This window comes from Micromonospora sp. ZG13 (genome assembly GCF_059359355.1).
The window spans coordinates 58157-81734 of the sequence record NZ_JCADBQ010000013.1 but is presented as its reverse complement, the minus strand read 5'-3'; the positions used below and the strand labels follow the sequence as shown (position 1 = coordinate 81734).

Annotated in this window: 19 protein-coding genes and 1 pseudogene; 2 read left to right on the top strand and 18 right to left on the bottom strand. The window is 74.3% G+C overall.

Annotated elements, in window-relative coordinates; all coding sequences use genetic code 11:
* Positions 1 to 193: 193 nt before the first annotated feature.
* The 10 genes from AC5L34_RS23175 to AC5L34_RS23130 all read right to left on the bottom strand — a co-directional run bounded on the left by AC5L34_RS23175 (position 194) and on the right by AC5L34_RS23130 (position 13370).
* Positions 194 to 1894 carry a CBM96 family carbohydrate-binding protein gene (locus AC5L34_RS23175; RefSeq protein ID WP_441177265.1) on the bottom strand — a complete coding sequence of 567 codons (1701 nt, stop codon included), beginning with the start codon at positions 1892 to 1894 and terminating at the stop codon, positions 194 to 196.
* A 153-nt stretch (positions 1895 to 2047) separates the two neighbouring features.
* Positions 2048 to 2872, bottom strand: a complete 825-nt coding sequence (locus AC5L34_RS23170) for a shikimate dehydrogenase (RefSeq protein ID WP_494826930.1) — start codon at positions 2870 to 2872, stop codon at positions 2048 to 2050.
* Complete coding sequence (gene mltG / locus AC5L34_RS23165; protein ID WP_441177263.1) at positions 2872 to 4074, bottom strand: endolytic transglycosylase MltG; 1203 nt, start codon at positions 4072 to 4074, stop codon at positions 2872 to 2874. Before mltG ends, AC5L34_RS23170 begins: the two co-directional genes overlap by 1 nt.
* Entirely contained in the window at positions 4071 to 4532 is a 462-nt protein-coding gene (gene ruvX, locus AC5L34_RS23160; protein WP_357662721.1) for a Holliday junction resolvase RuvX, read from the bottom strand. Before ruvX ends, mltG begins: the two co-directional genes overlap by 4 nt.
* A gap of 73 nt (positions 4533 to 4605) precedes the next feature.
* Positions 4606 to 7284: an alanine--tRNA ligase gene (alaS, locus tag AC5L34_RS23155; protein ID WP_494826927.1), complete on the bottom strand. Its 2679-nt coding sequence runs from the start codon at positions 7282 to 7284 to the stop codon at positions 4606 to 4608.
* Positions 7281 to 7586, bottom strand: a complete 306-nt coding sequence (locus AC5L34_RS23150) for a hypothetical protein (RefSeq protein WP_101409215.1) — start codon at positions 7584 to 7586, stop codon at positions 7281 to 7283. The genes alaS and AC5L34_RS23150 overlap by 4 nt, the downstream gene beginning before the upstream one ends.
* 27 nt (positions 7587 to 7613) lie before the next feature.
* Entirely contained in the window at positions 7614 to 8075 is a 462-nt protein-coding gene (locus tag AC5L34_RS23145; protein ID WP_089000990.1) for a DUF948 domain-containing protein, read from the bottom strand.
* Between the two features lie 150 nt (positions 8076 to 8225).
* On the bottom strand, positions 8226 to 8849 hold the full coding sequence (locus AC5L34_RS23140; protein WP_441177320.1) for a hypothetical protein: 624 nt from the start codon (positions 8847 to 8849) through the stop codon (positions 8226 to 8228).
* A 2708-nt stretch (positions 8850 to 11557) separates the two neighbouring features.
* Positions 11558 to 13072: a replication-associated recombination protein A gene (locus tag AC5L34_RS23135; RefSeq protein ID WP_494826925.1), complete on the bottom strand. Its 1515-nt coding sequence runs from the start codon at positions 13070 to 13072 to the stop codon at positions 11558 to 11560.
* Between the two features lie 76 nt (positions 13073 to 13148).
* The gene (locus tag AC5L34_RS23130; RefSeq protein WP_089000992.1) at positions 13149 to 13370 is read right to left on the bottom strand and encodes a hypothetical protein; all 222 of its coding nucleotides are present in this window, start codon (positions 13368 to 13370) and stop codon (positions 13149 to 13151) included.
* A 164-nt stretch (positions 13371 to 13534) separates the two neighbouring features.
* On the opposite strand from AC5L34_RS23130, the gene AC5L34_RS23125 reads away from it, so the two are divergent.
* Positions 13535 to 14275: a GNAT family N-acetyltransferase gene (locus tag AC5L34_RS23125; RefSeq protein ID WP_441177259.1), complete on the top strand. Its 741-nt coding sequence runs from the start codon at positions 13535 to 13537 to the stop codon at positions 14273 to 14275.
* A 110-nt stretch (positions 14276 to 14385) separates the two neighbouring features.
* Here the strand turns inward: AC5L34_RS23125 and AC5L34_RS23120 are convergent, their stop codons facing one another.
* The 5 genes from AC5L34_RS23120 to AC5L34_RS23100 all read right to left on the bottom strand — a co-directional run bounded on the left by AC5L34_RS23120 (position 14386) and on the right by AC5L34_RS23100 (position 20173).
* On the bottom strand, positions 14386 to 15735 hold the full coding sequence (locus AC5L34_RS23120) for an MFS transporter (protein ID WP_441177258.1): 1350 nt from the start codon (positions 15733 to 15735) through the stop codon (positions 14386 to 14388).
* Positions 15732 to 16358: a helix-turn-helix domain-containing protein gene (locus tag AC5L34_RS23115; RefSeq protein WP_441177257.1), complete on the bottom strand. Its 627-nt coding sequence runs from the start codon at positions 16356 to 16358 to the stop codon at positions 15732 to 15734. The genes AC5L34_RS23120 and AC5L34_RS23115 overlap by 4 nt, the downstream gene beginning before the upstream one ends.
* A 92-nt stretch (positions 16359 to 16450) precedes the next feature.
* On the bottom strand, positions 16451 to 17263 hold the full coding sequence (locus tag AC5L34_RS23110) for a sugar nucleotide-binding protein (RefSeq protein ID WP_494826922.1): 813 nt from the start codon (positions 17261 to 17263) through the stop codon (positions 16451 to 16453).
* Positions 17264 to 17351: 88 nt separating this feature from the next.
* Positions 17352 to 19157: an aspartate--tRNA ligase gene (gene aspS / locus AC5L34_RS23105; protein WP_357973834.1), complete on the bottom strand. Its 1806-nt coding sequence runs from the start codon at positions 19155 to 19157 to the stop codon at positions 17352 to 17354.
* A 146-nt stretch (positions 19158 to 19303) separates the two neighbouring features.
* Positions 19304 to 20173, bottom strand: coding sequence for a hypothetical protein (locus tag AC5L34_RS23100; protein WP_494826920.1), 870 nt, complete (start codon positions 20171 to 20173; stop codon positions 19304 to 19306).
* Between the two features lie 200 nt (positions 20174 to 20373).
* On the opposite strand from AC5L34_RS23100, the gene AC5L34_RS23095 reads away from it, so the two are divergent.
* The gene (locus AC5L34_RS23095) at positions 20374 to 21045 is read left to right on the top strand and encodes a hypothetical protein (protein ID WP_494826918.1); all 672 of its coding nucleotides are present in this window, start codon (positions 20374 to 20376) and stop codon (positions 21043 to 21045) included.
* 7 nt (positions 21046 to 21052) lie between these two features.
* Here the strand turns inward: AC5L34_RS23095 and AC5L34_RS23090 are convergent, their stop codons facing one another.
* From AC5L34_RS23090 to AC5L34_RS23080, 3 genes and pseudogenes are all read right to left on the bottom strand, one after another.
* A complete protein-coding gene (locus AC5L34_RS23090; RefSeq protein WP_494826916.1) occupies positions 21053 to 21703 on the bottom strand; it encodes an MFS transporter in 651 nt (216 codons plus the stop codon).
* A gap of 51 nt (positions 21704 to 21754) precedes the next feature.
* A pseudogene (locus tag AC5L34_RS23085) lies at positions 21755 to 22169 on the bottom strand (MFS transporter); the annotation flags it as partial.
* 115 nt (positions 22170 to 22284) lie between these two features.
* Complete coding sequence (locus AC5L34_RS23080; RefSeq protein ID WP_363902307.1) at positions 22285 to 23334, bottom strand: S1 family peptidase; 1050 nt, start codon at positions 23332 to 23334, stop codon at positions 22285 to 22287.
* Positions 23335 to 23578: the final 244 nt, after the last annotated feature.

Below are 23578 nucleotides of genomic sequence, written 5' to 3'. Positions count from 1 at the left end.
CGCCGAGAGAGCGGGATGTCGGGCACGCTACGCCTCCATGTCGGGAGAGAACCCGCGTAGCGTGCCTGGTCGACCCTGTCTGGCGATATCCGCCGATTGGGCGGTCACTGCATCAGCAACATGACACCGCACACAGCAAGTCGGATGTCCGACTCGCCCGTATCACTCGGGGTCAGACTGTGAACGCGCGGCGTCAGCGGGCGCCCCCGGTGGGCTGCCGCAGGTAACTGTCGCGCCCAGCGCGGGCGAAGCCCGCCACCGACGAGGCGTCGTGGTTCATGGTCATGTCACAGGTGCTCGACCGGCGGGTCATGCCCGGGGAGTTGAAGTAGATCGCCGCCTTGATCTTCGGGTGCGCCTTCAGCGCCGCCGGGAACTCCTCGAACCAGCGCCGCTTCGCGTCCGGGTCGGCCGCGTCGAAGTTGGTGCCGAACTCCGCGAGCATCCGCGGCTTGCCGACCCCGAGACGGTTCTCGTCCAGCCAGCGGTAGAAGCCGCCGATAGTGGTGGCCGGGCTCTTCCAGACCTTGCTGCCGTTGCAGACGTGGAAGTTGTACGGGTCGTAACCGACCCAGTCTACGTACCGGTCACCGGGATAGAGACCGGTGTAGCGGTCGTAGTGACCCGACCAGCCCATCATCGTCCAGACCCAGACCGCGTTCTCGGCGCCCGCCGCGGCGAAACGGTCGTGCACGTGCCGCCAGGCGCGGACGAAGTCGGCGTCGCTGCCCTTGGCCGGCTCGTCCTCCGGCTCGTGGTCGAAGCCCATGAACACCGGCACGCCGGTGTCGCGGATCCGGCCGGCGACCGCGTCGATGGTGGCGTCGTACCGGCCACTGTAGACGTCCTGCCAGGTCAGCACCGTGCCGGAGGAGAAGATCCGCGACTCCCAGGCGAAGAACATCAGCCGCCCCTCGCGCATCTGCTGCCGCTGGTAGGCGTCGGGGAAGGCGCCGTTGCTGCCGGCGTTGGAGAAGTCGTGGTAGCGGTGCACGATGTCGAACTTCCGCCCGACCTGCGCCTCCACCTCGGCGACCGCCGCGCCGTGGTCCCAGCCGTCGCCGGCGCTCGACGGGGAGTACATCCCCCACCAGGCGCCGCAGGAGGGCACCAGCCTGCTCGACACCTCGCCGCACCGGTCCGTACCGCCCGACGGGCTCGCCGACGGGCTCGGGGTGGCGCGGGTGGGGCTCACGCTGGGCGTCGGTCTCGGCGCGGGGCTCGGCGCGACCGTCCGGCTCGGCGACGGCGCGGCGGTGGTCACCACCGGGGTGGGTCGGGTGCCGACGTCGTAGCGGATCTCCAGGCGCGGCCGCAGGTCGGGGTTGCGGTTCTCCGTCGACGCCCAGTAGATCCTCGTCTCGAGGCCGGTCTGCGCCAGCGAGACCGTCCAGGTGCCGTTGCCCTTCACCAGGGCCGAGACGTCCCACTCGTTGAAGCCCTTGGCCACCTTCGAGACGGTGTCCAGGGCCGCCCCCGGCAGCGCCGGCGTCGGCCGGGCCGCGCGGGCGTCCACCGCGGAGGCGTGCGCGCTCACGGTCGCGGCGAACTCCTGCCACGCGTGCACCCGCAGCGTGGCCCGCACGTTGACCGCCGTCGCCGGCAGGGTGGTCACGGCGAACTGGACGACCGCCTCCCGGCCGCCCCGGGGGTTGCCGTCACAGCGGGTCGCGCAGGTCGCCAGCGTCGTCTTCGCCCCGTTGTCGCCGTCCTGCGTCACCATGGTCGCCGTGGTGTCGGCGGTCGCCGGGATCGACAGGTCGTCGGCGGCCAGCAGCGGCATGGTGGTGGCCACGATGCCGGCCACCACCGTGGCGCCGGCCACCCCGAGGACGACGGCCTTGCGTCGCGGGCCGGGGTGGCGGGTGAGGCGGTGCAGTCCGTGCCGAGCCAAGGTGAACTCCCTGTGTGTCGGGCGGTGACGGTCAGCAGCGTAACCACGGCCACGGCGTGACGTGGGGATGACAGCCGGACCTAAGCGCGTCTTAACCGTCGCCTAAGGATGCCCTGGACGACCACAGGGGACACTCCCGCCCCGTCTGAGCACTCAGGCGGCGCGGGCGGCGGCCAACGCGGCGGCCATCGCCGCCCGGGGCGCGGCAACGCCGGTGAAGTGCTCGAACTGGCCCACCGCCTGGGCCAGGAGCAGGTCGAGGCCGGAGACGATCCGGCAGCCGGCCGCCTCGGCCGACGCGGCCAGCGGCGTCGGCCACGGATCGTAGAGCGCGTCGAAGAGCACCGTCCCCGGCCGCCAGGCCACCGCTTCGGCGAGCGGATCCGCCACGCCCTTCGGCACGGTGGAGACCACCAGGTCGGCGCGGCAGCGGTCGGCCGCGTCGGTCCAGGGCGCGCCGGTCATCGGCACACCGACCGCGCGGGCCACCGGGCGCAACTCCTCGACCGCCGCCGGGCGGCGGGCCACCACGGTCACCGCGCCGGCACCGAGCCGCCCCGCCGCGGCCACCGCCGCGCGCGCGGTGCCGCCCGCGCCCAGCACGGTCACCGTGGCGCCGGGGCGCACCCCGGCATCGGCGAGCACCTCGACCATGCCGACCACGTCGGTGTTGTCGGCGTACCAGGAGCCGTCCGGTCGGCGTACCAGCGTGTTGGCGGCGCCGACGGCGGCGGCGACCGGCGAGACCTCGGCGGCCACCGCGAGCGCCGCCTCCTTGCCCGGCATGGTCACCGACAGCCCGGCCCACTCCGGGCCCAGTCCCCCGACCACGCCCGGCAGCTCCGCCGCCGCGCACTCGATCCGGGTGTACGACCACCCGTCCAGCCCCGCCGCCGCGTAGCCGGCGTTGTGGATCACCGGGGAGAGGGAGTGCGCGATCGGCGTGCCGAGCACCCCCGCCCGGCGTACGGCCGTCATCAGATGATCCCGGCCTCCTTGGCCTTGGCCTCGTTCTTCAGGTGTTCCTCGTAGGTCTCGGCGAACTCGGAGTGCCCCTCCTTGTCGATCGCCACGAAGAAGAGCCACTTGCCGACCGGCGGGTCCATCGCGCCCTCCATGGCCTGCTTGCCCGGGTTGTTGATCGGGGTGGGCACGAGGCCGGGCAGCTTTCGGTTGTACGGGTTCTTCGGGTTGTCCAGGTCGGCGGCCGTCATCTGCCCGGACGTCTTGGTCTTCTGCCCGGTCAGCTCCAGGTAGTAGTTGACCGTGACGTCCATTTCCAGGCAGTTGCACGGGAACTCGCCGAACACGCGGTTGTACGCCACCCGGGCGACCTTGCCCAGGTCGTCCTTGTTCCCCGCCTCGGCCTGCGCCAGCGACGCGACGATCAGCGCCTCGTACGGGCTGATGCCGCCGCGCTCCTTCTGCACCCGGTCGGCGAACTGCATCTCACCGGTCACGCTGAGGAAGTTCTCGACCATCAGCTCGATGATGGTCTCGGCGGTCGCCTTCGGCGGGATCTCGTAGGTGTCCGGGTAGAGGAAGCCCTCGATCGACGGCTTGACCTTCTTGCCGTCGCTGCGCTTGAACCACCAGTCCGGCACGCCCCGCGCGATCGGATCCTTCGCCGCCGCCTCGAAGTCCTTCACCGGGATCTTGGTCTCCGCGGAGAGCAGCTTGTAGACGTTCTTCGCCGTCCGGCCCTCCGGGATGGTGACCCCGTTGACGATCCGGTTCTTCAGGTCGAGCATCGCGGTGACCGCGCTCTCGCCGCTCATCTGCTTGCGCAGCTTGTACGTGCCCGGCTGGATGTTCTTGCTGCGGGCGTTCGCCTCGGCGGCCTCGATGAACGCCTTGGCGCTCTTCACCACGTCGGCGGCGACCAGCGCGTTGGCCATGTCGGCGATCAGCGCGCCCTGCTTGATCTCGACCGTCACCTCGCCGGTGCCCGCGCCGTCGTAGTCGGGCGTCACGAAGTAGCTCTGGACGCGGTCGAAGCCGTAGAAGGCGCCGCCGCCGATCGTGCCCAGCAGGACGAAGGCGAGCAGCAGGGCCAGGACCGTCTTGCCCCGCCCGCCACCGCCGGAGCCGCCCTTGCGCTTGCGCACCGCGCCGCGCCGGTGCTTGCCCTTCTCCCCCCGGTCCTGCTCGTCGAACCCGAGGTCAAGATCGTCCATCATCGCGTCCGCCTCCGCTGCGCGTCCAGCCAGCTCTGCAGAATCTCCACCGCGGCAGCCTGGTCGACCACCGCACGTTGCCGTTTCCCTCGGACACCACGCTCGGCAAGCCTACGAGACGCCACGACCGTGGACATCCTCTCGTCGGTGAGCGCCACCGGAACGGGCGCTATTACATCGGCCAGTCGGTCAGCGTACGCCTTCACGTGTACGGCGGCCGGACCGTGCTTGCCGGCGAGATTGACCGGTAGGCCGACGACGACCTCGACCGCCTCGTGCTCGGCCACCAGCGCGCCGAGCGCGGCGATGTCAGCCGGCACCGCGTCCGGGGCGGCCGTGAGGTCACGGGTGAGGGTCACCAGCGGGGTGGCCAGCACGCCGTGCGGGTCCGAGCGGGACACCCCCACCCGGACCTGCCCGACGTCCACCCCGAGCCGGACACCTCGGGACAACTCGCTCACGGTCGGTGACTCCCCCTGAAACGGCGAACCAGGGCGGACCACGCGGGTCCGCCCTGGCCGCTGCGAGCACGTATCACGCGTCGGCGATCGCCTTCTCGACCGTGCGGAGCAGGTTCGGCGCCTCGGCGGCCGGCAGGCCGCCGCCCTGGGCGAGGTCGGGGCTGCCGCCGCCGCGACCGGAGAAGGCCGCCTTGACCAGGTCAGACGCGGCCAGGCCCCGGCTGCGCGCGGCCGAATTCACCGCGACGACCAGCGACGCCTTGCCTCCTGCCCGCGCCGCCACCGCGACGACCGCCGGCCGCGCCGGGTCGATCTTGCCCCGGACCTCCTGGGCGAGGGTCCGCACGTCGTTGCCGGCCGCGCCCTCCGGCGCCTCGGTGCCCACGTACGCGACGCCCCGCACGTCCTTCGCCTGCGCGGCGAGCGCCGCCGCACCGCCGAGCACCAGCTGGGCCCGCAGCTTCTCCAGCTCCTTCTCGGCGTCGCGCAGCTGCGTCACGGTCTGCTCGACCCGGTCGGCGACCTGGTCGTTGGGCACCCGGTACAGCTCGGCGAGGCGGGACACCAGCAGGTGCTCCCGGGCCAGGAAGTTGAAGGCGTCCATGCCGACGAGGGCCTCGACCCGGCGCACCCCGGAACCGATCGACGACTCCGAGAGGATCTTCACCAGGCCGAGCTGGCCGGAGCGGGCCACGTGGGTGCCGCCGCACAGCTCCCGGGCGTAGTCGCCGACCTCGACGACCCGCACCTCCTCGCCGTACTTCTCGCCGAACAGCGCCATCGCCCCGATCCGCCGCGCCTCCTCCAGCGAGGTGATGAAGGCGTGCACCTCCAGGTCGGCGAGGAGCACCTCGTTGACCTGCTGCTCCACGTCGCGCAGCACGCTCGGCGCCACCCCCGTCGGGGTGTTGAAGTCGAAGCGCAGCCGTCCCGGGGCGTTCAGGGAGCCGGCCTGGGTGGCGGATTCGCCGAGGAAGTTGCGCATCGTCTGGTGCACCAGGTGCGTCGCGGTGTGCGACCGGGAGATGGCCCGCCGGCGGGTGGTGTCGATCTCGGCGTAGCCGGTCTCCCCCGCCCGCACCTCGCCCCGAACCACCCGGGCACGGTGCACGATCAGGCCGGGCACCGGCTGCTGCACGTCGAGCACCTCGACCTGGCCGCCGCCCACCGTGATCATGCCCAGGTCGGGCTGCTGCCCGCCGCCCTCGGCGTAGAACGGGGTGGCGTCGAGCACGAGCTCGATCGTGTCGCCCTCGACCGCCGCCTGGCGGGGGCCGTCGACACCGAGCACCGCCCGCACCGTCGACTCCCGGGACACCTCGCCGTAGCCGGTGAACCGCACCGGGCCGCCCGAGTCGAGCACCGACCGGTACGCCGACAGGTCGGTGTGCCCGGTCTTGCGCGCCTGCGCGTCGGCCTTGGCGCGGGCCCGCTGGTCGGCCATCAGCCGGCGGAAGCCCTCCGCGTCGACCGCCAGGCCCTGCTCGGCCGCGATCTCCAGCGTCAGGTCGATCGGGAAGCCGTACGTGTCGTGCAGCTGGAACGCCTTCTCGCCCGACAGCGCCGGCTTGCCGGCGGTGCGGGTCTCGGCGATCGCCGTGTCCAGGATCGTGGTGCCGGCCCGCAGGGTGGACAGGAAGGCGTCCTCCTCCGCGTACGCGTAGTCGGCGATCCGGTCGAAGTCGGCGGCCAGCTCCGGGTACGACGGGGACATGCAGTCGCGGGCCACCGGCAGCAGCTCGGGCAGCGCCCGCTCCTGCCAGCCGAGCAGCCGCACCGACCGGATCGCCCGGCGCATGATGCGGCGCAGCACGTAGCCGCGCCCCTCGTTGCTCGGGGTGACGCCGTCGCCGATCAGCATCAGCGCCGTACGCACGTGGTCGGCGATCACCCGCAGCCGCACGTCGTCCGGGTGCGACTCGCTGGCGACGTGGCCGGACTGGGCGCCGTAGCGCTTGCCGGTCAGCTCGGCGGCCCTGTCGAGGATCGGCCGGACCTCGTCGATCTCGTAGAGGTTGTCGACGCCCTGGAGGATGGACGCCATCCGCTCCAGGCCCATGCCGGTGTCGATGTTCTTCGCCGGCAGGTCACCGAGGATCGGGTAGTCCTCCTTGCCGGTGCCCGGGCCGCGCTCGAACTGCATGAAGACGAGGTTCCAGAACTCCATGTAGCGGTCCTCGTCGACCGCCGGGCCGCCCTCGCGGCCGTACTCCGGGCCCCGGTCGTAGAACAGCTCCGAGCACGGGCCGCACGGGCCGGGGATGCCCATCGACCAGAAGTTGTCCGCCTTGCCCCGGCGCACGATCCGCTCGGTCGGCACGCCGACCGCGCGCCAGATCTCGAACGCCTCGTCGTCGTCGAGGTAGACCGTCGGCCAGATCCGCTCCGGGTCCAGGCCGAACCCGCCCTGCTCCTGGGACTTGGTGACCAGGTCCCAGGCGAGCGGGATCGCCCCGTCCTTGAAGTAGTCACCGAAGGAGAAGTTGCCGTTCATCTGGAAGAACGTGCCGTGCCGGCTGGTCTTGCCGACCTCGTCGATGTCGGGCGTACGGATGCACTTCTGCACGCTGACCGCCCGCCGGTACGGCGGGGTCTGCTGCCCCAGGAAATAGGGCACGAACTGCACCATGCCGGCGTTGACGAACAGCAGGTTCGGGTCGCTGATGGCGGGCAGCGGAGCGGACGGCACCACGGTGTGGCCGTTCGCCTCGAAGTGGGCGAGGTACCGCCGCTTGATCTCCGCCGTCTTCATCGCTGGTGTTCCTCCGGAAAGATCTCTCGGTCGCCGATGCGCGGGTCCTCCCGCAGCTCGGCGAACTGGTCGTCGAACGCCTCGCCATGGGCGAACGCCTCGTGGATCTCCTGCTCGCGCTCGGCCATCGCGATCCGGACGTCCTCCACGAAGCTACGCAGCGACTCCGCCAGCCCGCCAGCGGACTCGGTCACCGTGCTGGCGATGCCGGCCGGGGTGTACGCCTGTGCGGTGCGGGTGGCCTTGCGGACCACCACCACGCCGACGGCCAGCCCGATGCCGAGCCAGAACAACCGCCTCATCTCCGAGCTCCTCCTGGTCGTGCCGGATCAGCGGTTGCCGCGCTTGGCGGCCCGCCGCTGCTGCTTGATGGTGTCGCGCACCTCACGCTCGGTCTCGGCGTGCCGCCGCGCGGAGGCGGCCTTGCGGACGCCGTAGCCGAAGGCGGCCACCTTGACCAACGGGTTGGCGGCGGCGGCGGAGACGACGGTCGCCAGGTTCGCGACGTTGGCGGTGACGTTCTGCGCGTGGCTGGTCATGGTGTCGACCTTGGCGAGCTGGAGGTTGACCCCGTCCAGGGAGGTCTGCACCTGCTCCAGGGCGGTGTTGACGTTCTTCACCGTGGTGTTCACGTCGCCGAGCAGCGGCGCGGTCCGGTCGTTGAGGTCGTTGATCATCCGGGTGGTGGCGTCCACGGTGTGCCGCAGCCGCAGGATGGGCAGCGTCAGGATCAACACCAGCATCGCGAACGCGATCGCCGCGATCAGCGCCGCGACCTCGAAAAAGCCCACGCCTGTCCTCCTCAAGCAGAGTTCCGGGAACCCGACGTCCCCGCAACGCGCGACCGTCCTACCCACCCCGCCGCTCGGCGACCCGGAGGGGTCGGACGGGGGCTGGCGGTCCGCCAGCCCCAGACCCTACCGTCCGTGATGGAAACCGGCTCAGGACGGTGAGGGTGTCGGTGTCGCGAGCGGATCCTCGGTGAGCGTCGGGAAGGGGTCCTCCCCGGTGAGTGACGGGTCGGTGGTGGGCTGGGGCCGGGTCCGCTCATCGTCGATCGCGTTACGGACCTTCACCGACACCAACGAGCCGGAGCACTCCTGCGCAGCGGTCGCCGGGTCGGGCGACGGCACGACGGCCGGCTCCCCGTCCACCGGCGGTGGCACGCAGGCGGGCTCGCGTACCCACAGGTCGAGGGTCAGCTCGTCCCGGCGCCAGCACGTGTAGCTGCCCTTGGCCGGCTGCTCCGGGCAGCGGCTCACCTTCCACGGCCGCCAGCCGTCGTCGGTCAGCGCCCGCTCGTAGACCTGGGCCGTCTCCGCGGGCGGCCGCTCGGACGTGGCCGTACGTTCGCGCAGTCGGCAGTCGAGCAGGCACCACCGGCTGCCACTGACGTCGTCGACGGGCTGGACCGCCGCCCAGCCCGGCACATCCAGCTCGTCGAGGGTGTCGAAGACCGGATCGCGGCTGAGCGTACGGATGCCGAAGTAGAGCGGGATCGCGCCGAGCAGCACGACGCTGACCAGGGCGAGGATGCCCATCCGCAGCCGGCGCCGCTCGCGCATCTGACGGCGCAGTTCGGACCGGGCGCCGCGCAGCCCGCCCGGGCCGGCCGCGTCGTCGTCCGGCGACTCCGGCTCCGCGGGCCGGCGCAGCGCCGGTCCGTCGGTCGGCTCGGCAGGCGGTACGACCGCCGCGGCGGCCCGTGCCACCACGGGTTCGCCCGCCGGCGGCGGTACGGGCGCGACACCCGACGGCTCCGGCCGCCCGGGCTCGCGATGCGGCGGAAGGGCCCGCCCGGCGGCGCGGTCCTCGGGCCCGGGGCGGGGCGCCGGGGCGGCCGCCCGGGCCACCCCCGGCGGACCGACCGGGCCGGGGCGGGGGCCCGCGCCGGACGTCGGCTCGGGTCGGTCCCGCCCGGCGACCGGGGGTCGGACGGCGCCGGGGACCACCCCGGGGCCCGCCGGGGCCGGCGCGGTAGCGGCGGGGCGGACCGGGCCGGTCTGGTCGGTCCGGCCCGGACCGGGCGCCTTCCTTCCCGGGCCCGGGGGGCCCGACGGGGCCTCGGGGCCGTGCGGTTCGGCCGGGCCGGGGCGGCGCGGACCGGGCGGCGCGCCCGGTCCGGCGTCGGGCGGCGGCGGCACGGCGGCGGTGCCGGGGCGCGGCGCGACGGCCCGCGCGGCACCGGACGGACCGACGCCCGGGCTAGCGGCACCCCGCACGGGGCCCGCCGGGCCGGCGTCGGGACGCGCGGCACCCCGGGCAGGACCCGCCGGACCGGCGTCCGGACGCGCGGCACCCCGGGCAGGACCCGCCGGGCCGGCGTCGGGACGCGCGGGGTCGAGCGGGGCCGCGCCGGGGCGCGCCCGACCGGCCGGGGTCGGGGTGCCGGGCAGCGGTGGGCCGGCCGGCGCGGGGCGGGCGGCGCCCCGGGCGGGCGGGCCGGGATGAGGCTCGGCGCCGGGTCGGCCCCGACCTGCCGGGGGCCCGGCCTCGGCGGCGTCGTCGGGTCGCGGCGGCTGCGTGCCCGGCCGCGCCCGGCCCGCGGGGACCGCGCCGGTCTCGGCCCCGCGCGGCGCCGGGCCGGGCGGCACCGCCGCCGGAGCACCCGGAGCGGGCGGCGGTACCGGCCGCTTGATCGTCGGCAGTGCCGGATCGGTGTGGTGGGCACGGCCCGCCTGCCGCAGCCAGTCGGCCGGGCGCTCCGGTCGGCCGGCGCGGGACTCACCGGGCTGACGCCGGCGCCCCGACTCCCCGTCGGCGGGGCGCGGCGCGTGCGCGGGCTCCTCCGCCACGCCCGGTTCCGCCGGGCGGGACGCCCCGTCAGGCGTACGGTACGCGGGCGGCGGACCGCCCACCGTGGCGCGTCCGGCCCGGCCGGAGGTCTCGTCGTCGCCGGCCGCCCGCTGGCCCCGGCCTGCGATTTCGCCGTCGGGCACGGCGCGCCGGCCCGCGATTTCGCCGTCGGGCGCGGCGCGGCGGCCCCGGGCGGCGGGGCCGGCGGGCGGGGTCGCCCCGGCGCCGGTCGGCGCGGCGGGCGCGATGCCGGGAGGCGGCAGCGGCGGGGCGTTGCCCGAAGCCGGTACGGGCGGCGCGTTGCCCGAGAGCGGCACCGGCGGCGCGTTGCCGGAGCGGGGCACCGGGGGGGCCGCTTCCTCGGCGGCGCGGCGTCGACCGGTCGGCGGCGCGGGGCGTCGGTCCCGGTCGGACCCCGCACCGGCCGGCGCGGCGCCGGTCACCTGCGGGGCTGCCGTCGGCAGGGATCCGGTGCCGTCGGCCGGGGCGGGTGCGACGGGGTCGGCCGGACCTCGCCGCATCCGGCCGGAGCGGGGGTCACGGCCCTCGGCCGGCGCCCCGCGCAGCTCGCCGGTCGGCGGTTGGACAGTGCCGGGCGGCGGGACGCCGACCCGGGCGGCGCCCACGGCACCACCCGGTCGCGCGGCGGCCGGCGGCGGGCCGTCCGGCACCGCCGCCCGCCCGTCGGGACGTCGGCCCGGGGGCGCCCCGGCGGGGTGCGGCGCCTCCGGGTACGGGGGCACCGCCGCACCGGGGCGGGGTCCGCCCGGCGCACCCGCGTGGGGGTGCGGGGGCGTGCCTGGCTGCGGTCCGACGGCCGGTCCGGGCTGCGGGCGGGCCCGGGGGTCGGCCTGCGGGTACGCCGGGAAGCCACGCGGATCCGGCGCGACTCCCTGCGGGCCGGCCGGGGTGTTCGGCTGCGGGCCCGTCGGGGCGCCGGCAGACGGAGGCGACGAGGCTGCGACCTGCGGCCCCGTCGGGGCGCCGGGGGTGGGGCGCGGCCGCCGGTCCGGGCCGTCCGGACCGGGTTGGGGGCGGCCGGCGGCCGAGGGCCGGGGGCCGGGCTGGTGCGTCGGGACCGGCCCGGAGGCTGCGGGGCCGGCTGGCCGGGGCGGCTCCGGCGCGCCCGGCCAGGGCCCGTCCACCGGGCGGGGGCGCGGCGGCTCGGCCTCGCCGCGGCGTACCGGGGGCGTGGCGGTCGGGCCGGGGCCGCGATGGGGCGCGGGCCCGGCCGGGCCCGCAGTCGTCGGCTCACCCGGGCGGGGGCCGGAAGGCGAGGCGGGCTCCACCCCGTCGGGGCCCAGCTCGGTGCGCTGCTGCTTGGCCGAGCGCAGGTCGTCGATCCAGCCGAACTCCTCGCCGCTGATCGGCTCCTCGGGCTCGGCCTCGGCCTTGCCCCGCCCCCAGCGGCGCCCCTTGGCGCGGGAGTCGCGCCGCTCGTCCGGGCCGTCCTCCGGTCGCTCCGAACCACGCGATCTCACTGGTGACCCTCCCCGGCGGCGTCTCTGCCGCCCTCTCGCGTCGCGTCGGCGCCGCCCGTTTCCGTCTGTCGGCGGCCGTTGCCGGCCGATCCGTCTCCGACCGCCGCCGGTGTCTCCGGGGGCGCGGCCGGTGCGGGCAGCCCCCGGACGATACGGCGCAGCAGCGGCAGCCGGGTGGCGACCGCGCGCTCCGCGCCGTGCTGGCTGGGCCGGTAGTAGTCGGTGCCGGCGAGGTCGTCGGGGGCGTACTGCTGGGTGACCACGCCGCGCTGGTCGTCGTGGGGGTAGCGGTAGCCGGTCCCGTGCCCCAGCCCCTTGGCGCCCGAGTAGTGCGCGTCGCGCAGCCCGCGCGGCACCGGCCCGCCCCGGCCGGCGCGTACGTCGGCGATGGCCGCGCCGATGGCGGTGGTCGCCGAGTTGGACTTCGGGGCGGTCGCCAGGTGGATCACGGCCTGGGCGAGGTTGAGCTGCACCTCGGGCAGCCCGACGTACTCCACGGCGTGGGCGGCGGCGGTGGCCACGCTCAGCGCTGTCGGGTCGGCCATGCCGACGTCCTCGCTGGCAAAGATGACCAGGCGACGGGCGATGAACCGGGCGTCCTCGCCGGCGACCAGCATCCGGGCCAGCCAGTGCAGCGCGGCGTCCACGTCGGAGCCGCGCATGCTCTTGATGAAGGCGCTGGTGACGTCGTAGTGGGCGTCGCCGGCCCGGTCGTAGCGCACGGCCGCCACGTCGACCGCCTGCTCGGCGGTGGCGAGGTCGATCCGCCCGGCGCCGAGGGCCGTGGCGGAGGCCGCCGCCGCCTCCAGCGCCGTCAGCGCCTTGCGCACGTCGCCGGCCGCGAGGCGTACGAGATGGTCCTCGGCCTCGGTCTCGAGGGTGAGCGCGCCGCCGAGCCCGCGCTCGTCGGCGACCGCGCGGCGCAGCAGGTCGCGCACCGCCGTGTCATCCAGCGGCTGGAGGGTGAGCAGCACGCACCGCGACAGCAGGGGCGAGATGACCGAGAAGTACGGGTTCTCGGTGGTCGCCGCGAGCAGCGTGACCGTGCGGTCCTCGACGGCGGCGAGCAGCGAATCCTGCTGGGTCTTGCTGAACCGGTGCACCTCGTCGATGAAGAGCACCGTCTGCGGGCCGCCGGAGCGGCGCTGACGTCGGGCGGTGTCGATCACCGCGCGCACGTCCTTGACGCCGGCGGTGAGCGCGGACATGGCGACGAAGCGGCGGTCGGTGGCGCGGGCCACCAGGTGCGCGATGGTCGTCTTGCCGCTGCCGGGCGGGCCCCAGAGGATGACCGACATCGGCGCGGTGGCCGAGACCAGTTGGCGCAGCGGGGCGCCGGGCGCGAGCAGGTGCTCCTGCCCGACCAGCTCGTCGATGCTGCGCGGGCGCATCCGGACGGGCAGCGGCGAATCCTCCCCCACCGCCGTGAACCCGTCCACGCCGACGGAACCCGCGGGCGCGGGGGGCGCCGCGGCGGGCTCACCGAGGGAGAAGAGGGCGTCGGACTCCATCACGGGAACAGTACCGGGCCCGGCCGACGGCGCCGGAAGCGCGCCGTCGGGCCGGGCCCGCGATGATCGGTTGCGGTCAGCCGCGGCCGGGGCGCCGGCCCCGATACCACCGGCCGCCGCCCCCGCCGCCACCGCCGCGCGGGCCCCGGCCGACCCCGGCCAGGTACAGGGAGAGCAGCAGCAGGCCGATGAGCACGAGGGTGTTCCAGTTGAACAGGTCCGGGGCACCGAAGTTGGTGTCCAGCAGGTCGATGAGCAGGGCGAAGCCGAAAACGACCGCCGCGAGAATGGCGAGCATGACGTTCCTCCGGTGGGGGTTCCCAGTGGGTCGGCGCGGGATGTACCCAATCGGTCCGCTCGTCAATCTCCAGCGTGGAGCGACCCGCTCTCCGGGCGGCCCTGCCGACTGCCGGGGACCGGGGTACGCCCGCCGGCGGCCCCGGCGCCTCCTAGGCTGGACGCATGATCATCGCCGACCGGGCCCTGGAGGGGCGCGACGCCATCCTGACGGCCGCCGGCCACCACCCGTACGCCCGGCACGCGCTCACCCACGGCGAGGTGCCGCGCGGCTGGCGGCGCGGCGAGGCGGTGGGCTGGCTGCTGCCGGCGGAGCACGGCCCGCGCGGCGGCGCGCTCGGCGCCCCCGGACCGGCGGTCGAACTCTTCGCCGGCCTGCTCGCGCGCGACGCCCTGCGGCCGGGTCAGTGGCTGCACCTGCCGCGACTCGACCCGGCGGCGCTGCCCGGCCGGCTGGCCGTGGCCCGCCACGACGAGTGGGACTTCCTCTGGACCACCCAGGCGTCGCCGCGCCAGCCCGACGAGGAGCGGGTGGTCCGGCTCACCGAGGCCGACCATCCGGCGCTGACCGCCCTGATCGACGAGGCGTTCCCCACCACCACCTCCCGCCCGGGCGACCCGAGGATCGTCGACTGGTACGGCATCCGCGACGGCGACCGGATCGTCGCCTGCGGCGCCGACCGCAGCCGGGGCGACATCGGCTTCCTCGCGGGCCTGACCGTCGCCCCCGACCGGCGGGGCCGAGGCCTGGGCGCGGCGCTGACCGCCGCGATGACCCGGGCCCTGCTCGCCCGCCACGACACCGTGGCCCTCGGCGTCTACAGCGTCAACGTCGGGGCCATCCGGCTCTACCGGCGGCTCGGCTTCGCCGCGAGCCTGGCCCGCAGCTCGGTGCAGCTCGGCTGAGCCGCGCGGTGCGGGCCGGCTCGGCCCGGGGAGCGTTTCTCGCGCATCGTTGCGGCCTGCAGGGTCCCGGCCCGCACCGCCGGGGCAACCGCCCGTCGCCCTGGCGGAAGTCAGGCCGGCGCTCCCCCACCGCCGTCGGCGTTCCCGCTCGTCAGGGCCAGGTCAGCGGCGCGGTCCACGGGCCGCGCCGGATCGGCGGTGGCGTGCTCGCCCGGGCCGGACCGCGCCCGACGTTCGGCCCGCCAGGCGGGCAGGTAGAGCGGGGCGGCGACGGCGAGCACCACAGCGCCCACGAACATCCCGAGGCTGATACTGGTGCGATCGGCCAGGGCGGTCAGTACGACGGCGCCGAGCGCTCCGGCTCCCCCGGCCATCATCGAGTTCAGCGAGATGACACTGGTCCGGTAGGGACCGTCGACCTGACGGTGCAGCAGTCCCATGTGCAGCGGGTTCGACGCGCCGTGCACGGCGTAGCAGGCCAGGTAGGCGATCAGCACCCCGACGGGGCCGGCGAAGAGGCCCATCCCGACGACCGTGACGCCCTGCAGGACGCGCAGCAGCGCGGCGCTCGGTGCGGCGCCCAGCCGGCTCAGCATCAGCGGGGTCAGCGCGGCGCCGGCCGCGTTCGCCAGCCAGGCCACGGAGGTGGCTGGGCCGAGCAGCGCCGCCGCCCGGTCGGCGTCGCCGACGACCTCCGCGAGCCGGACTGGCAGCAACCCCTCGAAGGCGACCATGCCGAAGCCCCAGAACAGCTCCACGGCCACCAGGGCCAGCAGCACCCGGGAGCGGCGCAGCAGCCCGAACGCCTGCCCCACCATCCGGGGTGCCTCGGTGATCGAGGCGCGCAGCGCGCCGGCGCTCCTGGCTGAGCGGGATTCCACCAGCAGAATCAGCAGCGTTACCAACGCCACCGTCTGAAGGGCGATGGCGGCGAGCACCGGCAGGGTCAGCGCGCTCACCGACCCGATCGGGCCGAGCGCGACCAGACCGCCGCTGAGCAGCGCGCCGGCACCGATGGCGACACCGATCACGGTGCCGGCGTAGCCGAGGCCACGCTCGTACTCGGCCTCCGGGTCGGCGGCGAGGCTGGCGTCGACGTACCAGGACTCCAGCGGGCCGCTGTCCAGCGCCCGGTAGACGCCCTGCAGCGCCCAGGACAGGAAGAAGAGCCAGAACGAGTCGGCCACCACGAAGACGGCGAGCGAGATCACGCAGGTCACCCAGGCGGCGACGAGCACGGGCTTGCGGCCGAGCGCGTCGGCGAACCCGCCGGTGGGCAGTTCCAGCGCGAGGACGATCAGACCCTGTGCGGTGGCGACCAGACCGATCTGGGAGAGCGAAAGGCCGCGTTCCTGCATCAACAGGATCATCACGGGGATGAGCAGGCCGGCAGGCAGCCAGCGCAGGCCGTAGAGCACGAGGTAGCGACGCCGGATCTGGCGTACGGACAGCGTGCTCACCGGTCCTCCTCGCCTGACGGGTCCGCGAGCCGCATGTCCGCCAGCAGCGGGAAGGCGGCCAGGTAGATCTGCACCTGCTCCGCACCCGGCTCGGCCGGGTCAGCCTCGCCGTGGAACCGCTCCAGGACCCGCCACAGCTCGGCTGTCAGCGCCGCGAGCCGGTCCGGCGGGACGGTCATGAAGATGTCGCCCATGCCGAGGGCGTCACGCCAGGCCGGCGAGTACTTGTGGCGGACGGCGAACCAGTGCTCGGCGTGCTGGACAAACCACCGGACCTGGTCGCCCTCGATCCACTCGATGGCCGCCCGGGCGTCCGGGTCGTCGTCGAAGTCGCTGGGCTCCCAGTTGGTGACGTCGTGCGCGGCACGCCAGAACCGCTGCCGCCCGGTGCCGAGGTCCGGATCCTCCACGACGAGGCCGACCTCGGCGAGCTGACGCAGGTGGTAGCTGGTGGCCCCGGTGTTGGTGCCGAGCAGTTCGGCGAGGCGGGTGGCGGTCGACGGGCCCTTGATCCGTAGCGCGCCGAGCAGTCGCATCCGCAGCGGGTGCGCCAGCACCCGCACCTGCCGGTGGTCGATCCGGACCTCGCGAGCCGGCTCACGGGCCGCAGAAGAATTCTCCATCCCTGCACAATAAATGTGCACACTTCCTATGCACAAGGGTTGTGCATAGGAAGTGTGCACGGCTGGAAGCGTGTGCGCGCGGTTCCGAGCGGTCAGCGGGTCAGCAGTTCGCGCACCCCGCGCAGGCGGGTGCGGAGCAGCCCGGCGGCGCGGGTGGAGTCGAGGCGCACCTCCGCGGGGCGGAGCATGCCGGCGGCGACCCCGGTGGTGGTCTTCATGCCGGCCGGGTCGATGCCGGTGTGCGCGGCGACCAGCAGGCCCAGTTCCGCGCGGCTGACCGCGTCCGGACCGGCCACGTTGAGCGGGCCGGCGTAGTCGGTGCCGATGAGTTCCAGTACGGCGGCGGCCAGGTCGGTGACGTCGATCGGACAGCGGAACTCGTCGGTGAACAGGCTCGCCCGGCCGGCGAGCGCGTCGTGGCAGAGCTGGATCTGCTTGCTCCCCGCCCCGACGATCAACGAAGTACGCACCAGCGCCGCGCGCGGGTCGAGGACACGGACCGCCGTCTCGGCCGCCGCCTTGGCCGCCCCGTACGGAAACACCGGGCTGGGTGGCTCGTCGTCGCCGTAGGGCTCGGGACGGCCGGCGTGCAGCGCGTCGCTGGAGATGTGCACCAGCCGGGCTCCCGCCTCGGCAGCGGCGTACGCGACGTGCGCCGCGCCGTCCGCGGTGACCGCCCAGTCGCCGTACCGGTAGGGGGTGCCGACGACCGCGTCGGGGCGTACCTCGGCGACCAGCGCGCGGACCGCGACGCGGTCGGTCACGTCCAGGCGACGCGCCGCCACCCCCGGCGCTCCGATCGCCCCCGAGTGGTACGTCCCCACCACCGACCACCCGGCACGCACCGCCTGCCGGCACACCTCCGCACCCATAAACCCACTGCCCCCGACCACGAGCAGTCTCATCCCGCCCCACCTCCAGCGTCGACCATGAAGGTGCCGTCGTGGCACGCCGGCAACTTCATGGTCGACTCACCAGGGCCGGTGGGCCGGGTCAGGTGGGGTCGGCGACCGGGGCGGCCGGGCCGGCCGTGCCGGTGTGCGGGGCGGCCTGCGGCTTGGGCTTGGCGTCGATGCCGGCCTCGGCGCGCTGCTGGGCGGTGATCGGCGTCGGCGCGCCGGTCAGCGGGTCGAAGCCGCCCCGGGTCTTCGGGAAGGCGATGACCTCGCGGATCGAGTCCGCGCCGGCGAGCAGCATGCAGACCCGGTCCCAGCCGAACGCGATGCCGCCGTGCGGCGGGGCGCCGTACTTGAACGCCTCCAGCAGGAAGCCGAACTTGTCCTGCGCCTCCTCGGGGGTGATGCCGAGCAGGTCGAAGACCCGCTTCTGCACGTCGCCCCGGTGGATACGGATGGAGCCGCCACCGATCTCGTTGCCGTTGCAGACGATGTCGTACGCGTACGCCAGCGCGCGGTCCGGCGCCTCCTCGAACCGGTCGACCCACTCGGCGTTCGGCGAGGTGAACGGGTGGTGCACGGCCGTCCAGCCGCCCTCGTCCGTACGCTCGAACATCGGCGCGTCGACCACCCAGCAGAACGCCCAGGCGCTCTCGTCGACCAGCCCGGCCCGCTTGGCGATCTCGATGCGGGCCGCGCCGAGCAGTTCCTGCGCCTCGCGGGTGTTGGCGCTGGCGGCGAAGAAGACCGCGTCGCCCGGCTTGGCGCCGACCGCGTCGGCGAGCCCGCCCAGGTGCTCGGCGGAGAGGTTCTTCGCCACCGGCCCGCGCGCCTCGCCGGTCTCGGCGTCGAGCACCACGTACGCCAGGCCGCGCGCGCCGCGCGCCTTCGCCCAGTCCTGCCAGCCGTCGAGTTCCTTGCGGCTCTGCGCCGCGCCACCCGGCATGACGACGGCGCCGACGTAGCCGCCCGCGTCGATCGCGCCGGCGAAGACCCGGAACGCGGTGCCGCGCAGGTAGTCGGTCAGCTCGGTCAGCTCGACGCCGTAGCGCAGGTCGGGCTTGTCGGAGCCGTAGCGGGCCATCGCATCGTGCCAGGTGATGCGCGGGATCGGCCGGGAGATCTCGTGGCCGGCCAGGTCCTTCCACAGCGCCGAGACGATCGCCTCGCCGAGGTCGATGACGTCGTCCTCGGTGACGAAGGACATCTCGATGTCGAGCTGCGTGAACTCCGGCTGCCGGTCGGCGCGGAAGTCCTCGTCGCGGTAGCAGCGGGCGATCTGGTAGTACCGCTCCATGCCGCCGACCATCAGCAACTGCTTGAACAGCTGCGGCGACTGCGGCAGCGCGTACCAGCTGCCGGGCTGGAGCCGCACCGGCACCAGGAAGTCGCGGGCGCCCTCCGGGGTGGACCGCGTCAGCGTCGGGGTCTCGATCTCCAGGAAGTCCCGCTCGTGCAGCACCGTCCGGGCGAGCTGGTTGGCCCGCGAGCGCAGCCGCATCGCCTTCGCCGGGCCGCTGCGGCGCAGGTCGAGGTAGCGGTAGCGAAGCCGGATGTCGTCGCCGGCCTCGACCTGGTCGTCCACCGGCAGGGGCAGCGGCGCGGCCTCCGAGAGCACCTCCAGCTCGGCGGCGGTCACCTCGATCTCGCCGGTCGGCAGCTCCGGGTTCTCGTTGCCCTCGGGGCGGCGGGTCACCTCGCCGGTCACCCGGACGCAGAACTCGTTGCGCAGCGCGTGCGCGTCCTCCTCGCGGAACACCACCTGGACCACGCCGGACCCGTCGCGCAGGTCGACGAAGATCACGCCGCCGTGGTCGCGCCGGCGGGCCACCCACCCGGCGAGCGTCACCGTGGTGCCGGCGTCCGTCGCGCGCAGGCTGCCGGCGTCATGGGTACGGATCACGACTAGCGTCTCCTCATCTGCGGTACACCGTTACCCCTGGCATTCTGTCAGTCCTGCCGGGCGTGGGTCCGCGCCACCCGTCGAGGGTCATGCTCCGCGTCGAGTGGCCCGTCGGCTCCGCCGACGACGGCGGTGCGCCCGCAGCCTCAGTCCTCCGGGATGTTCCAGGCGGTGGCCCGGAGGACGACCGAGCGCTCGTTGCTGATCGAGACGACCTCGATCAGCACCATCCGCCAGTCGTCGCGCCGCTCTCTGGCCTTGGAGTAGCTGGTGCTGACGCAGAGCCAGCTGCCCTTGCGCAGCGGCACCTCCGCGTTCTCGGCGATCGGCGCGGCGCGGATCGCGTCCGCGCACTCCTGCGGCCGCATGCCGGCGCGCGCCGTCTCGCTGCCGTCAACGCCCGCGCCCAACTGCACGTACGGCGCCCCCGCCTGGCAGTCCGGACTGAACGTCAGATCGGAGCTGCCGAGACCGACGTTCGCCCGCGGCTCGTCGAGGTCGACGTACATCTCGGCGAAGCACTTCGCCGGGTTGAGCGTCAGACTCTGCGCCTCGTACTCCGCCTGGTAGACGGTCCGCTCGTTGAGCACCGGAGGCTGCCCCGGTGAGCGCGGCGCCTCCCCCGGCCCGGTTCCGCCGTCAGGTGCGTCCACCGGATCGCTCGGCGACGGCAGGGAAGACGCCTCGGAACCGGCGGGTGTGGCGGTGGGCACGACGACCGGCGAGCGGGCCGACGCGATGTCCCGCGCCGTGCGTGCCTGGTCGAGCGCCCGCCAGGAGACGACGGCGGAACCGAACGACGCCAGCAGGGCCAGCACCGCGATGCCGAGCACCACCGCGCCGAACCGGTTGCGCCGGGAACCGCCCGGTGCGGGCGCGGACGGGGGACGGGTCGCGCTCGACGCCCACGGGACCTCGGGGCCGCCGACAGGCGGGGAGGGAGGCGTCGTGCCGGGCTGGTGCGGCGTCGCCGGAGGATGCGTGGATGGCTCCTGCGGGGGGTCGGGCTGGTTCACACCTACCACCTCCTGCAATGGCAGAGGTCGATTCGACATCGCCGGGCCGCCAGTGCTCACCGGCTTGAGCCCGCACGTTATCAGGAATGCGTGACACCCCGGGCGGAGTAATCTTCGACAGCGCGAAGGTGACAATACTCCGACAGGCATCTGCGTTGGACCGACACGGCCACGGCCATGGCGAAGGGACGATGCGAGACATGGAAGACTCGGGCCAGAGTCGGGCGGCGAACCCCTTCGTGCGGGTGACCCTGATATTCACCGCGCTGGGTGTGCTGTTCACCGCGCTCACTCTCGCGCGGGACGTCTCCGGCTGGGACCTCGGGTGGGGAAAGGCAGACCGCTCCGCCACACCGACACGTACGCCGGGGGCCGGCCCGGTGAACCCGCCCGGCTCCGGGCCCGCCAAGGTCGCGCCGGCCGGATCGCCGACCGCGGTCCGACTGGACACGCTGCCGGTCGAGGCCGGTGCGGCCAATCTCGTCAAACTGCCGCGGCAACTGGCCGGCCACCCAGAATACGATCGGTCGATCGTCATCAATTGCCCGAGAAACACCGGATCGGACAAGCAGCGGGAAGTCACGTACCGGTTGCAGCGACGCTTTCTCGAACTGACCGCGACCGTCCGGCCGTATTTCCCGTCAGCGGACGACCGCGACGGTGCGGTCCTCGTCTACGCGCAGGTGACGATCCGCGAGAAGGACGACACCGTCACCCGCGTCGTACGGGGGCAGCAGTTCGAGGCACGGATGACCGCCCCCCGCGACCTCGTCGCGGACGTGGAGGGCGCCGACGAACTCGTACTGCGGATCCAGTGTGAGTTCCCGGATGGTGCGGTCGTGTTCACGGGCGCGAGCGTCACCGCCGGCTGACGCCGGGTCAGTCGCGTGGGTCTGCCGGCAGGAGGTGGTTGACCACGATCTCCCCGACGGTCAGCGCCCGGGCCCGCTCCTCGACCCCCCGGTCGGCGCCGGTGAGCCGGCCGCCGTGCTGGCGCAGGTGCTCCTCCCAGGAGGGCACCTGGTAGACCTCGACGTAGCCGTCCGCCCGTTCGCCCGTGCGGAACAGGCCCCAGCGCATCGCCCCCGTACGCCGTCGGGACCTGCCCACCAGGCGCATCGCCGCGACGAACTCCGCCTGCCGCTCCGGCGGCACCGTGTAGGAGACGGTCACCAGCACCGGCCCGGTCCGCGGGTCCGCCGGCAGCGTCAGGTGCGGCTCGGGCCACCAGACCGCCGGGTCCCGGTCGAGGCCCCGGGTCTCGCGCAGCGGCCAGAGCGGCACGCTCGCCGCGCCGACCGCCATCGCCCCGGCCGCCACGCAGAGGGCCACGACGAGGCTGGTCAGCTCGCCGAGCGCACCCCAGGTGAGCGCGCCGAGCGCCTGCCCGCCGGCGAAGACCATCTGGTAGACCGAGAGGCCGCGGGCACGTACCCAGCCGGGCAGGAAGAGCTGCATGGCGGCGTTGACGCTGGACAGCACGGTCATCCACGCCATGCCGGCGGGCACCAGGGCCAGGGCGACCGGCACGGGGCCCGGTGCCAGGGCGAGTACCACCAGGACGGCGGCGGGGCACCAGGTCGGGGATGACCGCCTGCCAGGCCGGCAGGGTCAGCGCCTGGCCGACGCCGAGCGCGAAGGTCAGGGTGAGCAGCAGCGCCGGCGGCATCCGGCCGGCGGCGGTGAGGCCGGTCAGCAGTACGCCGACGGTGGCCAGGAAGCACTGCACCCCGATCAGCAGCCGGCGGCGGTCGAGGGTGTCCGCCAGCGCGCCGGCGGGCAGGGCGAGCAGCAGGACGGGCAGCATGCTGGCGGTCTGCACCAGCGACACCAGGGTCGAGGCGTTGGCCTCGTCGACGAGCAGCCACTGTGCGCCGACGGTCTGCATCCAGGTGCCCACGTTGCTGGCCAGCACCGCCAGCCAGAGGCTGCGGAACGCGGCGAGCCGCAGCGGGGCCCAGGCGGACGCGGGGGCGTCGACGGCGGGCGGGGTCACGGAGGCGCTCACCGGCCGGAACGTACCCCGACCTGCGGGGTCCAGTCCGGCGAACCGGTCGCGGCACGCGGACGGGCCGCCGGGATCACCCGGCGGCCCGCTGCGGTGCGATCGATCAGAAGATGCTGACGCCGTAGCGGCTCAGCGCCTCACCGACCGGCTGGAAGTAGGTCGTGCCGCCGGTGCGGCAGTTGCCGCTGCCACCGGAGGTCAGGCCCAGGGCGGTCGAGCCGCTGAACAGCGAGCCGCCGCTGTCGCCCGGCTCGGCGCAGACGTTGGTGCGGATCAGGCCGGAGACCGAGCCCTCGGCGTAGTTCACCGTGGCGTTGAGCGCGGTGACCGAGCCGCTGCGCAGGCCGGTGGTGCTGCCGGAGCGCTGCACCGACTGGCCGACGTAGGCGTTCCCGGCCGCGGTGATGTCCCGGTAGCTGCCGTTGTAGAGGTAGACGTTGCCGGCGGCGTTGGCGGAGTTGTTGTGCCGCACGATGCCGTAGTCGTTGCCCGGGAAGCTGGTGCCGGTGCGGCTGCCCAGCAGGTTGGTCTGGGCGGAGTTGCTGTACCAGCTCGACGAGATGTTGGTGCAGTGCCCGGCGGTCAGGAAGTAGTAGGTGCTGCCGCTGCGGACGTTGAAGCCGAGGGAGCAGCGACCGCCGCCACCGGCGTAGATGGCCTGGCCGCCGGAGATCCGGGTGCCGAGCACGCCGGCCTCGGACTCGATTCGGATCGCGCCGTTCATCCGCTCGGCGGCGGCCTTGACGCGCTCCAGCTTGGCGCCGGTGACGGTGCTGTCGACGGAGACGACGACCTGGTTGGTGGCCGGGTCGGTCCACCACGCGGTGCCGGGGATCTTGGCGGAGCGGTCCAGCTCCGAGGTGGCCCGGGCCAGCTCGCTGGCGCCGCGCTTGACCAGCTTCGGGGTGGCGCCGGCGGCGCTGACCTGGCGGGCGGCGAGCGCGTCGGTCACGGTGACGACCATCTTGCCGCTGGCGTCGGCGTACGTGCCGGCGGAGCGGTCGCCGAGGCGCTCGGCCAGGCCGGCGGCGGCGTCGGGCGAGGCGAACGAGGGTGCGGCCTGGGCGGGCGCGCCGATCAGCGAGCCGGCGACCATGGCGCCGGCCGCGGCGACGACGGCGGCACGACGGAGCGAGGACCTCGTGGGTCGCATGTAACAAACCTCCAGGGAGGGGGTCTCGGGCCCTCGTCGGGGCGACAAGGGCCTGGATCAGCCCGTCCGGCCTGGGGGAACCAGGCGAGCTGAGTGAAGTATTCACATACTTGAGTAAGTAGGCAAGACCCGACTTTGTCCTTTTCGCCCCGGCTGCCGCGGCCATCGGCCCGAAACATTGTGGACACTGACGCGCATCGATACGCTCGATCCACCGTCCCACCATCCGGTACGCGCGATCCGG